Annotated in this window: 13 protein-coding genes; 11 read left to right on the top strand and 2 right to left on the bottom strand. The window is 71.8% G+C overall.

Annotated features, from left to right (window positions below; translation table 11 throughout):
- Window positions 1-59 precede the first annotated feature (59 nt).
- The 9 genes from ACWD38_RS13975 (at window position 60) to ACWD38_RS13935 (ending at window position 7576) form a co-directional block, all read left to right on the top strand.
- Complete coding sequence (locus tag ACWD38_RS13975) at window positions 60-347, top strand: WXG100 family type VII secretion target (RefSeq protein WP_184483145.1); 288 nt, start codon at window positions 60-62, stop codon at window positions 345-347.
- A gap of 418 nt (window positions 348-765) precedes the next feature.
- Complete coding sequence (gene rplM, locus ACWD38_RS13970; protein WP_184483143.1) at window positions 766-1215, top strand: 50S ribosomal protein L13; 450 nt, start codon at window positions 766-768, stop codon at window positions 1213-1215.
- A gap of 23 nt (window positions 1216-1238) precedes the next feature.
- Window positions 1239-1778 carry a 30S ribosomal protein S9 gene (rpsI, locus tag ACWD38_RS13965; protein WP_425503580.1) on the top strand — a complete coding sequence of 180 codons (540 nt, stop codon included), beginning with the start codon at window positions 1239-1241 and terminating at the stop codon, window positions 1776-1778.
- A 127-nt stretch (window positions 1779-1905) separates the two neighbouring features.
- A complete protein-coding gene (glmM, locus tag ACWD38_RS13960) occupies window positions 1906-3240 on the top strand; it encodes a phosphoglucosamine mutase (RefSeq protein WP_184485798.1) in 1335 nt (444 codons plus the stop codon).
- A gap of 51 nt (window positions 3241-3291) precedes the next feature.
- Window positions 3292-3456 (top strand): hypothetical protein, encoded by a 165-nt coding sequence (locus ACWD38_RS13955; RefSeq protein ID WP_184483141.1) that lies wholly within the window; start codon window positions 3292-3294, stop codon window positions 3454-3456.
- Window positions 3457-3678: 222 nt separating this feature from the next.
- Complete coding sequence (locus ACWD38_RS13950) at window positions 3679-3945, top strand: hypothetical protein (protein WP_450124177.1); 267 nt, start codon at window positions 3679-3681, stop codon at window positions 3943-3945.
- A gap of 137 nt (window positions 3946-4082) precedes the next feature.
- On the top strand, window positions 4083-4394 hold the full coding sequence (locus ACWD38_RS13945; RefSeq protein ID WP_184483137.1) for a type VII secretion target: 312 nt from the start codon (window positions 4083-4085) through the stop codon (window positions 4392-4394).
- Window positions 4394-7081 carry a WXG100 family type VII secretion target gene (locus tag ACWD38_RS13940; protein ID WP_450124176.1) on the top strand — a complete coding sequence of 896 codons (2688 nt, stop codon included), beginning with the start codon at window positions 4394-4396 and terminating at the stop codon, window positions 7079-7081. Before ACWD38_RS13945 ends, ACWD38_RS13940 begins: the two co-directional genes overlap by 1 nt.
- A 27-nt stretch (window positions 7082-7108) precedes the next feature.
- A complete protein-coding gene (locus ACWD38_RS13935; protein WP_184483133.1) occupies window positions 7109-7576 on the top strand; it encodes a hypothetical protein in 468 nt (155 codons plus the stop codon).
- Window positions 7577-7588: 12 nt separating this feature from the next.
- Here ACWD38_RS13935 and ACWD38_RS13930 read toward each other — a convergent pair whose 3' ends face one another.
- Both ACWD38_RS13930 and ACWD38_RS13925 read right to left on the bottom strand, forming a co-directional pair.
- On the bottom strand, window positions 7589-8128 hold the full coding sequence (locus ACWD38_RS13930) for a hypothetical protein (RefSeq protein WP_184483131.1): 540 nt from the start codon (window positions 8126-8128) through the stop codon (window positions 7589-7591).
- 190 nt (window positions 8129-8318) lie between these two features.
- Window positions 8319-9140, bottom strand: coding sequence for a dienelactone hydrolase family protein (locus tag ACWD38_RS13925; protein ID WP_184483129.1), 822 nt, complete (start codon window positions 9138-9140; stop codon window positions 8319-8321).
- A 303-nt stretch (window positions 9141-9443) separates the two neighbouring features.
- On the opposite strand from ACWD38_RS13925, the gene glmS reads away from it, so the two are divergent.
- Together glmS and ACWD38_RS13915 are read left to right on the top strand one after the other, a co-directional pair.
- Window positions 9444-11306: a glutamine--fructose-6-phosphate transaminase (isomerizing) gene (glmS, locus tag ACWD38_RS13920; RefSeq protein WP_184485794.1), complete on the top strand. Its 1863-nt coding sequence runs from the start codon at window positions 9444-9446 to the stop codon at window positions 11304-11306.
- 473 nt (window positions 11307-11779) lie between these two features.
- Window positions 11780-13276, top strand: a complete 1497-nt coding sequence (locus tag ACWD38_RS13915) for an NAD(P)H-hydrate dehydratase (RefSeq protein WP_450124175.1) — start codon at window positions 11780-11782, stop codon at window positions 13274-13276.
- Window positions 13277-13393 lie beyond the last annotated feature (117 nt).

Raw genomic sequence — 13393 nt, 5'->3', positions numbered from 1 at the left:
TCGCCTCCGACGTTCTTTCTCCACCTTCTTCCGACCACTTCACGTGAGGGGACTTCACCATGGAAATTCGGGTTGATTTCGGCCAGCTGAGCCAGGCCGCCGACGACCTGGGCGGCGCCGCCACCAAGATCCAGGCCGAGCTGGACGAGCTGGAGAACATGCTCAAGCCGCTCGTCGCGTCCTGGGAGGGTCAGGCGCAGGAGGCGTACCGCGCCGCGCAGGACGAGTGGGACAAGGCCGCCCAGAACATGATCGAGATCGCCGCGAAGATGGGTATGGCCGTCAACGCCGCGAACGACTCCTACCAGGCCGGTGAGGCGAAGAACGCCGGCCGCTTCGGTGGCTGATCTTCCCGCCGTGCTCGTCGCCGACCCCGTGCGCCTCCGTGGCCCGGGGTCGGTGGTGTTCCGGTGGGCGGGTGTCCGGAGCGTCCGAGGCGCCCGGTAGCATCCACTCGGCGACAAGACACGTCGACGGCGTTTCCCGATGAGGGGGACCCCGTATCGGTGGGTCTTTTCGCCAGCGAGTACCCTGATTGTTTGTTGTGCGGTGCGCGACTGCGGTGTTGGAGCGGTGACCGGCCCAACGGAACGCCCGGCGAGAGCCGAGGCCGAACCGGGGCCACAGGTCTCTGGTGACACCCAGGACGTGCCGGTTCCCCGGCCAGACCGGGGCTTCCGACCCGGCACGGTTCCGATGGGCTCCCCAGAGGAACACACGGGGTCCGCACCGAGATTCCGACGCGAACGACGACGAGGTAGATCCGTGCGCACGTACAGCCCCAAGGCCGGCGAGGTGACCCGCGCCTGGCATGTCATCGACGCCGAGGACGTGGTGCTCGGTCGGCTGTCCACCCAGGCCGCCCTGCTGCTGCGCGGCAAGCACAAGCCGACTTACGCCCCGCACCTCGACACCGGCGACTTCGTCGTCATCGTCAACGCTGAGAAGGTGGCGCTGACCGGCAAGAAGCGCGACCAGGCGTTCCACTACCGGCACAGCGGCTTCCCGGGCGGTCTGCGCAAGCAGTCCCTGGGGCAGGTTCTGGACTCCCAGCACCCCGAGCGGGTGTTGGAGAAGGCCATCAAGGGCATGCTGCCGAAGACCAAGCTCGGCCGGGCCATGGGCAAGAAGCTCAAGGTCTACGCCGGCCCGGAGCACCCGCACGAGGCCCAGAACCCGCAGCCGTACCAGATCAACGCGAAGGTCGAGAAGTGACCGAGGGACCCGAGGACCAGCCAGTGACCACTCCTGAGCCGGAAGAGACTCCGGTTATCGAGACCGTCGGCGAGGACGTCGTCGAGAACATCGGCGAGAACTTCGCCGAGACCGCTGAGGCGGACGTCGAGACCGAGGTCGAAGACGCGCCTCAGGAGTTCGCGCCGATCCCGTCCGGCCGCGCCGTGCAGACCGTCGGCCGCCGCAAGGAAGCCATCGTCCGCGTGCGCCTGACCTCCGGCAGCGGTGGGTTCAAGCTCAACGGCAAGGCGCTGGAAGACTACTTCCCGAACAAGGTGCACCAGCAGATCGTGAAGGAACCGCTGGTTCTCGTGGAGCGCGCCGAAGGCTTCGACGTGCACGCGAACCTCAACGGCGGTGGCCCCTCCGGTCAGGCCGGTGCGCTGCGCATGGCCATCGCGCGTGCGCTCATCGAGCTCGACGCCGATGACCGCCCGGCGCTGAAGAAGGCCGGCATGCTCACCCGCGACCCGCGGGAGAAGGAGCGCAAGAAGTACGGCCTCAAGAAGGCCCGCAAGGCTCCGCAGTACAGCAAGCGCTGACCTTTCGTACGATTCACGGGAGCAGCCGTGGCGTCCGCGCGACGCCGGGGCTGCTCCCGTGGTCTTTTTGTATGCCGGGTTCGGGCCTGGCATGGCTCTGCCGTCGATCCAGGAGGATTCGCTGCACATGTCCCGGCTGTTCGGCACCGACGGAGTACGTGGCCTCGCGAACTCGGACCTGACGCCGGAACTGGCGTTGTCCGTGGCGGCCTCGGCGGCCCGCGTCCTCTACGACCGGGACGACTCGCGTCGCAGGGTGGCCCTGGTGGGCCGCGACCCGCGGGCCAGCGGCGAGATGCTGGAGGCGGCGGTCACGGCGGGCCTGACCTCGGCGGGCATGGACGTGCTGCGGGTCGGCGTGCTGCCGACGCCCGCGGTGGCCTACCTGGTGGGCGAGCTGGGCGCCGACATCGGCGTGATGATCTCCGCCTCGCACAACCCGATGCCCGACAACGGGATCAAGCTGTTCGCCGCCGGTGGTCACAAGCTGCCGGACGCGGTGGAGGACGAGATCGCCGCGCGGCTGCACGAGGACGTGCAGCGGCCCACCGGGTCGCACGTCGGCCGGGTGCGGGACGTGCCGGACTCGGTGCAGCGCTACGTGGACCACCTGCTGGTGGCGACGCCGCAGCGGCTGGACGGCATCCGGGTCGTGGTGGACTGCGCGAACGGCGCGGCCTCCAGCGCGGGGCCGGAGGCGTACCGCAGGGCGGGCGCCGACGTGGTGGCCCTGCACGCCGACCCGGACGGGCTCAACATCAACGACGGCGTGGGCTCGACCCACCTCGACGAGGTGCGGGCGGCGGTGCTGGAGCACGGCGCCGACCTGGGCATCGCGCACGACGGTGACGCGGATCGCTGCCTCGCGGTGGACGCCGCGGGCGAGGTCGTCGACGGGGACCAGATCCTCGCGATCCTGGCCGTGGCGATGAAGGAGTCCGGCGAGCTCGCCGACGAGACCCTGGTCGCGACGGTGATGAGCAACCTGGGGCTGCACCTGGCGATGCGCGACCACGGCGTGAAGCTGCGCACCACGAAGGTCGGGGACCGCTACGTGCTGGAGGAGCTGCGCGCCGGCGGGTTCTCGCTGGGCGGCGAGCAGTCCGGTCACGTGGTGCTGCCCGGCCACGCCACCACCGGCGACGGCGTGCTCACGGCGCTGCGCCTGATGGGTCGGATGGCCGCGACGGGCGAGACGCTCGCGTCGCTCGCCACCACGATGGTCCGGTTGCCGCAGGTGCTGGTGAACGTGAAGGTCGTGGACCGCTCGCTGGCCGTGGCGGCGCCGTCGGTGTCCGAGGCGGTCGCCGCGGCGGAGGCCGAGCTGGGCGAGAAGGGCCGGGTGCTGCTGCGCCCGTCCGGCACCGAGCAGCTGGTCCGGGTGATGGTGGAGGCGCCCAGCGAAGAGGTCGCGGACGCCACGGCGCGGCGTCTGGCCGAAGTCGTTGCTGCCATCCGGTGATCTTGTGATCTGAGTCTCCCTTGATCGGCCAAAGTGTGAGACGGTGCTCACATGGGTGCCATCGTTGTCGCCGTTCTCGTCGGGCTTGTCGCCATCGGCCTGGTCGCTGCCGTCCTCGTGCTCTCCGCTCTCGGCATAGCCGGGACGAAGGCCCTCAACGCCGTGCACGACGGCGGCCAGTGGTGGGTCAACCGCCGTTCCCGCAGGCACGGCTGAGCGGGGGCCTGAGATGCGCGGGGAGCGGTTCGCGGATCTGTTCGTCATCGTGCTGCTGCCGCTGGCCGGGATGGCGCTGGCGGTGATCCTCGCGATGCTGATCATCTCGATCTGAGCCGAACCTCCTGCCACCGGCGATTCCGCGGGTCCTGAGCCCGCGTCGAGCCGCCGGTGGTCCGCGTGCGCCCTCCGATACGTTGTGCGCGGAGAAGAGGGGGACTCATGAACGTGATCATGTTGCTGGTGAGCTTGCTCGTCGGCGGGGGTGCCGGCGCGCTGACCGCCGCGCTCGTCGTCAAGGTCAAGCTCGGCGGCGCCGCCGAGCAGTACGGGCCGCCGCCCGGATATCCGCAGGGGCCGGGCGCTCAGCCGTTCCCGCAGCCACCGCCGCCGCAGCGGTTTCCGCCGCAGCCACCGCCGTCCCAGCCGTTCCCGCAGCAGCAGATGCCGCAGCCCTACCCGCCGCAGGGGCCGTATCCGCCGCGCTGAACCTTCGCGTATGCAAGGAGATCATCGGATTCGGCCCGTTCGCCGCGCTCAGCTGCCAGGGTGAGGAACCTGGCGTTGCCACCTGACGTCGCAACGTTGCGATCCGGTGGGGGCGTGGAGTGCGAGGAGGGGCAACGATGGCAGGTTTCGGGACGAACTCGGGGGAGTTGGTCGCCGCCGCGAGCAGCATCAGGGGCACGGCGGATCCGGTGCGCGACGAGCACGCCGCGAAGATCGCCGACCTTGGCTTGGGGGCCGGGGACTTCGGCCGGGTGCACCAGCAGGCGTTCGGCGGGTACCAGGACGCGATGGCCAAGCTCGCGAAGTGCGTGACGTCGATGGCCGAGGCGATGGACGACTTCTCGCAGAAGCTGGAGCAGACCGGCCAGGGCTATGACTGGTCCGACGCGGACGCGTCGGAGACCGTCGGCAAGTCGGGGAGCAACTGATGGCGGAGGAGAAGCAGCCGACCGTCGACGAGGTCAAGGCGCTCCTGGACAACGGCGACGTCTCGGACGAGGCGAAGCGGAACCTGCTGCTGATCTACCGCCAGCGGAACTTCTTCGAGGACACCTCCGCTCTCGATCCGTACATGGACAAGTACGACGACAGCGGTTGGCGGGTCTCCGGTGAGGGCTTCACCACGTGGGACCCGGACGAACATCTCCAGGAGTCCTACGAGGAAGCGAAGAAGCAGGCCGACGCCGCGGGGGAGAAGGACCGCAAGCACGACGAGGCCATCAAGGGCGGGCAGGCCACGATCGACGGCACCCAGCGCGCGGCCGACAACGGGGAGAAGGGCGGCGCGGGAGCCGACTCCTCGGACGAGCTGCTGGACGCGGGCAACGCCGGTTTGCGCTTCTTCCGCGACCTGCTGCCGGTGTACCACCGGATCGGGGCGATCAAGAACCAGCGCGTCGGCGTCGGTCAGGTCAAGCAGGCCGAAGATCGCTTCCACGAGCAGCGCGGCATCCAGTTCGCGAAGTTCGCGCGGGGCACCGAGGACCTCAACGCCGCCGAGAAGGGCATGCGCAAGGCGCACGAGGAGATGTCGACGCGCCTCGGCCGGCTGTGGGGCGGCTGGAGCGGTGCGGCATCGGAGAGCTCGCAGCAGTTCTTCGCGGACAAGTTCACCCCCACGGTCAACGAGCGCGTGATCAACAGGGTGAGCACGGCGGCGCAGAGCACCACCGCTGCGATGAAGGGCCTCGGCGACCTGTGCCGGGAGAAGTCCCGCTACGTGCTGGAGCTGGAGAAGCGCCGCGAGCAGGTCACCTGCGGCAAGAGCACCAAGGACTGGGACACCACGATCGACCTGGCCAACGGCAGCGATGACGACGAGGTGATCCGCAAGGTCGCGGCGATCTGGCAGATCCCGATCAATGAGGACTGCGGGGACGCTGACGACGCCACGAAGGAGGCGGCGAAGAAGAAGGCGCAAGAGATGGCCGACGGCTTCGCCATGGCGGTCGAGGACGAGTGGGAGAACTTCGACAAGAAGTGCACCGACACCAAGACCGCGGTCGATGACACGTGGAAGAAGCTGAACGAGGAACTCGGCAAGGCCGAGGAGAACCCGTTCAGCAACCCCGGCCCGGCGCAGGACGGTGCCGGGCCGCAGGGGCCTGGCCAGCAAGGTCCTGGTCAGCAGGGCCCTGGAGGCGCTCCGTCCGGCGGCTCGCCGGGAGGTTCGCCCGGTGGTTCTCCAGGGGGTTCGCCGGGAGGTTCGCCCGGTGGTTCCCCCGGCGGCTCGCCGGGTGGAGCGGCGGCGATGCCGGAGACTCCGGCGATGCCGGAAGCCCCGAAGATGCCCGAAGCCCCCGAGATGCCCGAGGTGCCGGGGATGCCGCAGCCCGGCGCTGCCGGGCCGGGTGCTCCGGAGGTCGAGACGATCGGCGAAGGTCAGGACGCCGTTCAGATCCAGGAGCCGGACCAGCAGGGCACCTCGCAGGTCACGGTCATCGGCGAGGACGGCAAGCCCAAGACCTACGACGTGCGGTTCGGCCCGGAAGGCGGCATGCCGGGCGTGGGAACGAATCCGACGCCGGGTGCGATGCCCGGTCAGCCAGGTATGCCTGGTGTGGGGACGAATCCGACGCCGGGTGCGATGCCGGGCCAGCCAGGTATGCCTGGTGTGGGGACCAACCCGACGCCGGGCGCGATGCCAGGTCAGGAGGGCGCCCCGCTCGGTACGGGCGCCGCGTTCCCAGGAGGCCAGCCGCCGCAGCCGGGCATCCCGGTGGTGCCGGGTGAGGACGGCAAGGCCGTGATCCACGAGGGCGATCGCACGATCACCCTGGAGCGTGCCCCGGACGGTTCGATCAACGTCGAGGTGGACGCCGGCGGTGGCCGGCCGCCGATCCAGGAGACCGTGGAGTTCGGCGCGGACGACCAGCCCGCACCCGACGCCCGCACCGCCGCTCCCGGAGCCGTGCCGCCCGCTCCGCCCGCTCCGCCCGCTCCGCCCGCGATGCCCGGTGCGGAGCCCCTCGGGCCGGACGCGGCCGGAGCTCCGGTCGGACGCGACCCCGGCGCGAGCTTCGATCCGTCCGCACCGGTGGGAACTCCGCCGCAGGTCGGCGGGTTCGACGCTCCGGCGTCGGGCGGCACCGAGCCGGTGGTTCCGGCGGCGTCGGCGACGAGCGCCCCCGAGGTTCCCGACGGTCCGGCGCCGACGAGCTCGCAGTCGGCGGGCTTGGCCAGCGCGTTCACCAGCGAAGGCGTGTCCGGTTCGTTCGCGAGCATGTCCGGGCAGCTGTTCGCCGGTGACCTCGGCGCCGAACCTCCCGCGCAGCACCCGTCACCGTTCGGCGGCCCACCGCCGCAGGCGGGCGCGACGGGGCTGGCCAGCGCGGACGACGCGGCCTCCGGCAGCCCGCAGGGGGCGACCGGGATGGGCACGATGTCCGACCCGGCCGCCGCGCAGGGCGGTCAGCAGCAGTCCGGTGGCGGCGCCATGGGCGGCGGAATGATGGGCGGCATGGGTGCGATGGGCGGCGGCCAGCAGGGCGGCGGCGGTGAGCAGGAGCGGACGAACTCCAGCCCGTGGCGCACCCAGGGGCAGCTGTTCGACGACGTGGTGGACGACTCCGGTGCCCGGCACCGGGCGGTGCTCGGTGAGGACCGGCAGGGATGAGCGTGACGCGGGGAAGGACCGCCTGAGATGAGCACCGAGACACCGGAGGCGCGCGCGTTCCGGGAATCGATGAACCGGCTGGTCAGCGACGACGTGAACCGCAGCCACGAGCTCACCAAGAGCTCCAGGGAGAGCGCGGACAAGGCCACGGCCGCCATCGAGAGCACGGTCGCCACGGCGAAGAAGATGGCCGAGCGCATCCGGGAGCGCACGGAGCGGGAGAACGCCGAGCGCAACCGGGTCGCGGAGATCGACGTCGGCATCGAGGACGACGAAGAGGAGTACACCGACCCGGCCCCGCGGCCCGCCCCAGCGGGCAGGCCGGAACCGGTCGCGGAGACCAGGCCGGAACCTCCTCCGCAGAGCCGTCCGGAGCCGCCGCAGCAGGGCTGGCAGCAGCCGCCGCCGCGTCCCGCTCCGCGCCCCGCGGCCCGGCGGCGGCCGGTCCTCGACGACGAGGACGACGACTTCTCGAACCGCAGCTGGTTGAGGTGAACGGCAGCCGCGTCAGCGGTACTGCGGCGGGTAGCCCTGCGGCATCGGTGGTCGAGCCGCGGGGCCACCGTTGATCGCGGGGACGAACGAGAGGCCCGCGATGATCGCGCCGAGCACCAGGACGATCACGAAGCGGGTGTCGACGATGTCGTCGAAGTTGAGCCGCAGGTGCGTGGTGGCGACGGTGTGCACTTCGTAGGCCGCGTTGAGCAGGAAGCCGAGCACCGCCGCGCCGCCCGTGAGCACGGCGAACACCCGGGCGGCGCGTGCTCGGGCGAAGTGCAGGATCGCCGCCGTGAGCGCGAACGCGCCGGCGAGCACGATCCCGACGCCGCGCAGCATCGACAGCGCGATGTTCACGCCCACCTGGGTCTGCCCGTCGAAGACGATGCTCGACGCGGCGGCGCTGCTCACGATGGACGTGATCCCCTCTTCGACGAAGAAGAGCGCGAGCACGCAGAGCACGACGGCGAAGGTGATGCGCGGCCGTTCGACGCGGGTTTCGCCGGTCCGCCCGGCGCCGGGAAACCCGGCTGCTGCGGGTAGGTCCACTGGGCTTGCCCCGGTGCCTGCGGGTAGCCCTGCTGCACCGGGTACGCCTGCTGCGGATGGCCCTGCTGCGGCGGGGCGGCGTGCGGAAAACCGTGGGGTCCTGGCTGCGGCGCGCTCATGCCGGTGATTGTGGCCGACGTGATCGCCGCGGCGGGCCGTTTCGCCGCGACCGTGCGGAATTCGACCCCGGTCAGGCCGTGAGCTGCTTCGCCGTCCGGCTGTGCTCCTGGTCGATGGCGGCACCGGAGACGTCGCCGTCGAGCAGCGCGTCCCACCGCTTGTCGGCGTTGAGGTGGCGCAGCAGGAACGCGGTGATCAAGGCGCGGGTCGTGCGCTGGGTGCGGTACTCGGCCTTGCCGTGCAGCACCAGTTCCGTCCAGTGCCTGCCTTCGGTGATCCCGAGGTGGCTGGCCTTGGGCAGGTCGCGCAGCTGCACCGGCCCGCCCCACGCCGCCGCGATCGGTTCGGCGTTCGCGACGGACGGCGCCAGCAGGTCCTTCCCGCCGGTGAGGTGCAGCCCGGGTGCCGTGACGCGGTGCGCGGCGGCCAGCGCCGACGGCATCGTCTCGGTCACCGCGAACGTCGCCACGGCCCGCACCCGCGGGTCGTCGGCCGCGGCGAGCACGGCGCTCCCGCCGCCCAGCGCGTGGCCCGCGACGCCGAGCTTGCCGTCGTCGACGCTGATGTCGCCCGTGCCGAGGCGCACGCCGGTGCAGATGTCGAGGGCGGTGCGCAGGTCCGAGGCCAGCATCCGGTGCGAGGCCAGCGGGCCGCGCTGGGTGCCGGGAGCGGCGGCGACGATGCCCCAGGACGCGAGGTGGCGCAGCAACCCGGTGTACCGGCGGGGCGATTGCAGCCACCCGTGGCCGAACGCCACGGCGGGCAGCCCGCGGCCGCTGCGCGGCGTGCACACGATGCCGGGCAGGCCGACCAGCGCGAGGTCGCCGTGCAGCACCTCGTGCGGTCCGCGGTGGGACAGTTCTTCCAACGCCTTCTTGGCATTCCGCGCCATGGTGGGTCACGGTAGCCGACGCGGCAGTGGGCTCGCCCACGCGAGGCGGACGGCCCGTGACGTGGCGGACGCCTCGGGTGAGATTCACCGGCTCTCCCGGGCCGCTGGACCGCCCTCGTTCGAGTGCCGGTGCGGCGATCGTTCCGCCGCGCTCACCACGCCGAATCCCGCCTCGATCCGCTGACCAGCGCCGATGATCGTCCGAGAACGATCTCCCCGGGACCGAGGTGCCGGGTCGCACCGTCAGGTGCGGGCGCCGTGCCCGTTCTGAGGTGTTCGGCGGCGGTGGCTACGCTGACTCGGGTGTGCGGCATCGTGGGTTACGTAGGACATCGTCAGGCGCTGGACGTGGTGCTGGACGGGCTCAGGCGGCTGGAGTACCGGGGATATGACTCGGCGGGCGTCGCGATGCTCGACGGCTCCGGTGGTCTCGCGGTCGAACGCGCCGCGGGCGCGTTGTCGAACCTGGAGGGCAAGCTCGCCGGGCAGGACGGCTCCCGGTTCACGGCGACCAGCGGCATGGGCCACACCAGGTGGGCCACGCACGGCGCGCCGACCGACCGCAACGCGCACCCGCACCGGGACGCCGCGGGCAAGGTCGCGGTCGTGCACAACGGCATCATCGAGAACTTCGCCGCGCTGCGCGCCGAGCTGGAGACCGCCGGTGTCGAGATGGCCAGCGAGACCGACACCGAGACCGCGGCGCACCTGGTGGCCGCGGCCTACGCCTCCGGTCCGACCGCGGGTGAGCTGACCGCGAGCGTGTGCGCCGTGGCGCGTCGCCTGGAAGGCGCGTTCACGCTGCTGGTCACGCACGCCGACGAGCCCGACAAGATCGTCGCCGCGCGCCGGTCCTCGCCGCTGGTGGTGGGCGTCGGCGACGGCGAGAACTTCCTCGCCTCCGACGTCGCGGCGTTCATCGAGCACACCCGCGACGCGGTGGAGCTCGGCCAGGACCAGGTCGTCACCATCGACCGCGGCGGCTACCGGGTCACCGACTTCGACGGCGCCGAGGTGCAGGCGAAGCCGTTCACCGTGGACTGGGACCTCTCGGCCGCCGAGAAGGGCGGCCACGACTACTTCATGCTCAAGGAGATCGAAGAGCAGCCCGAGGCGCTGGAGAACACGCTGCGGGGGCACTTCGTCAACGGCGGCATCGTCCTCGACGAGCAGCGGATGACCGAGCAGGACCTGCGCGACATCGACAAGGTCTTCGTGGTCGCCTGCGGCACCGCCTACCACTCGGGCCTGCTCGCGAAGTACGCCATCGAGCACTGGTGCCGCATCCCCGTCGAGGTGGAGCTGGCCAGCGAGTTCCGCTACCGCGACCCGGTGCTGGGCCGCGACACGCTGGTCGTGGCGATCTCGCAGTCCGGGGAGACCGCGGACACCTTGGAGGCGGTGCGGCACGCGCGCACCCAGCGGGCCAGGGTGCTGGCGATCTGCAACACCAACGGCGCGCAGATCCCGCGCGAGTCGGACGCGGTGCTCTACACGCACGCCGGACCCGAGATCGGGGTGGCGGCGACGAAGACGTTCCTGGCGCAGATCACCGCGAACTACCTGGTGGGCCTCGCCTTGGCGCAGGCGCGCGGCACGAAGTACTCCGACGAGGTGGCGCGCGAGTTCGAGGAGCTCGCCGCGATGCCGCAGGCGGTGCGCCAGACCCTGTCCACCGTGGAGCAGGTGCGCACCCTCGGGCGCGAGCTCGCCGACTCGAAGGCGGTGCTGTTCCTGGGGCGCCACGTGGGCTACCCGGTGGCGCTGGAGGGCGCGCTCAAGCTCAAGGAGCTCGCGTACATGCACGCGGAGGGCTTCGCCGCGGGCGAGCTCAAGCACGGGCCGATCGCGCTGATCGAGGACCGGTTGCCGGTCGTCGTGGTGATGCCGTCGGCGAAGGGCCGGGCGCTGCTGCACTCGAAGATGCTGTCCAACATCCGCGAGATCCAGGCGCGCGGTGCCCGCACCGTCGTCATCGCCGAGGAGGGCGACGAGGCGGTGCGCCCCTTCGCGGACGAGCTGATCGAGATCCCGGCGGTGGCCACGCTGCTGCAGCCGCTGGTGTCGACGGTGCCGCTGCAGGTGCTCGCCGCGGAGATCGCCCGCGCCCGCGGCTACGACGTGGACAAGCCCCGCAACCTGGCAAAATCCGTCACGGTGGAGTGATCACCACCGCCGCACCGCACCTCCGGACGGGCCGTTCGACCACAGCGTCGAGCGGCCCGTCCGGCTTTCGCGGACCGCCGAGCCGAACCCGCTCCGAGTGAACGGCCCGTTCGTCCAACGGGATTGGGCAGACGGTCCGTTCACTCGGAACCGCTGCCGCTCTCCGGCTGGGGTGAACGGCTCGTTCGTCCAAGGAGGTTGGGCGAACGGTCCGTTGACTCGAACCGGTTCTCGCTCGGTTCGGGGGTGAGCCGGGGTGGACGGCCTGTTCGTCCAATGAGATTGGGCAGACGGTCCGTTCACTCCCGTCCGGTTCCTGTCCGGCCGGAGGGTGAGGTGGGGTGAACGGCCTGTTCGTCCAACGGGATTGGGCGAACGGTCCGTTCACTCGGAGACGGTGTCGGTGCGGTGGGTGGCGCGACAGGGGCGCGGTGATCGGGTAAGACGGCAGCAACCGCGAGTGGGAGGTCTCCGTGCAGGGAGTGTGGACGCCGGATCAGATCCGGGCCGCCGAGCGCAGTGTGTTCGCCCGGACCCCGGAGCCGGTGGTGATGCGCCGCGCCGCGTTCGCCGTCGCCGCGCACAGCGCGCGGCTGCTGGCCGAGACGACCGGAGCGACCGCGGGCCGGCACGTGACGTTGCTGGTCGGAGCGGGCAACAACGGTGGGGACGCGCTGTGGGCCGGTGCCGAGCTGCGCCGCCGAGGAGCCGGGGTCACCGCGGTCCTGCTGGCTCCGGACAAGGCGCACCCGGCCGGGCTGGCGGCGTTGCGCCGCGCGGGCGGCCGGGTCGTGGAGGCGTCGGGGCCGGGCGCGGACACCGCCGGCATCGGGGCCGCCGCGACGGACGCGGTGCAGCGCGCGGACCTGGTGATCGACGGCATCGTCGGTCTTTCGGCGCGGGGGAGCCTGCGCCCGGTGGCGGCCGAGCTGGTCGCTCGGGTCGAAGCGCCGATCGTGGCGGTCGACCTGCCCAGCGGCGTCGACCCGATCACCGGGGCGGTGGACGGGCCCGCCGTCGACGCGGACCTGACCGTCACCTTCGGCGGGCGCAAGCCGTGCCACGTGCTGGGAGCGGGCGCGGTGCTGTCGGGCTCGGTCGTGGTGGCCGACATCGGCCTGGGCGATGATCTTCCCGAGCCTGATCTGCACGTGCTGGAGCCGTCGGACGTCGGCGCGGGATGGCCGGTGCCGGGGGCGTCGGACGACAAGTACTCGCAGGGCGTCGTGGGTGTCGCGGCGGGGTCGGCGACGTATCCGGGTGCGGCGGTGCTGGCCGCGGGCTCGGCGGTGCAGGCGACGTCGGGCATGGTCCGCTACGCCGGGCCCGCCGCGGACGTCGTGCGGTCCCGATGGCCGGAGGTGGTGGCGACCGGGTCGGTCGCCGACGCGGGACGGGTGCAGTCCTGGGCGGTCGGGCCGGGCATCGGCACCGGGGCCAGCGGGCGCGAGGTGCTGCGGCACGTGCTGGAGTCGGGGCGCCCGGTGTGCGCGGACGCGGACTCGATCACGTTGTTCGCGCAGGACCCGACGCTGTGGGACGCGCGGGAGCCGGACGCGGCGGTGGTGCTGACACCGCACGCCGGTGAGTTCGAGCGGCTCGCGGGCGAGGTGGGCCCGGACCGGGTCGCCGCGGCGCGGGAGGTGGCGCGACGCGACGACGTGGTGCTGCTGCTCAAGGGCAACACCACGGTGATCGCCGCTCCGGACGGCCGAGTGCTGGTCAACCCTTCGACGCACGCGTGGCCCGCGACGGCCGGGTCGGGCGACGTGCTCACCGGGTTGATCGGGGCACTGCTGGCCACGGGGATGGACCCGTGGCTGGCCTGCGGTTTCGCCGCGCACGCGCACGCCCTCGCCGCCGAGCTCGCCGCCCTCGGAGGTGCCGGCGAGGAGGCCGGTGCGCCGATCGGGGCTTCAGCCCTGCTCGCGGCGCTCCCGGCGGCGATCCGCACCCTCCGCTCCACCTGATCGCACCGCCCCGCCGCTGAAGTGAACGGACCGTTCGCCCAACGAGATGGGACGAACGGTCCGTTCACTCGTTTCAGAGCGCGCGCCGTGTGGTGATCACGCGGGCTGGGTGAGCGG

It is taken from the genome of Saccharopolyspora sp. NPDC002578 (genome assembly GCF_053592695.1).
The sequence above is the reverse complement of the archived record's forward strand: the minus strand, read 5'-3'. Positions and strand labels throughout refer to the sequence as shown.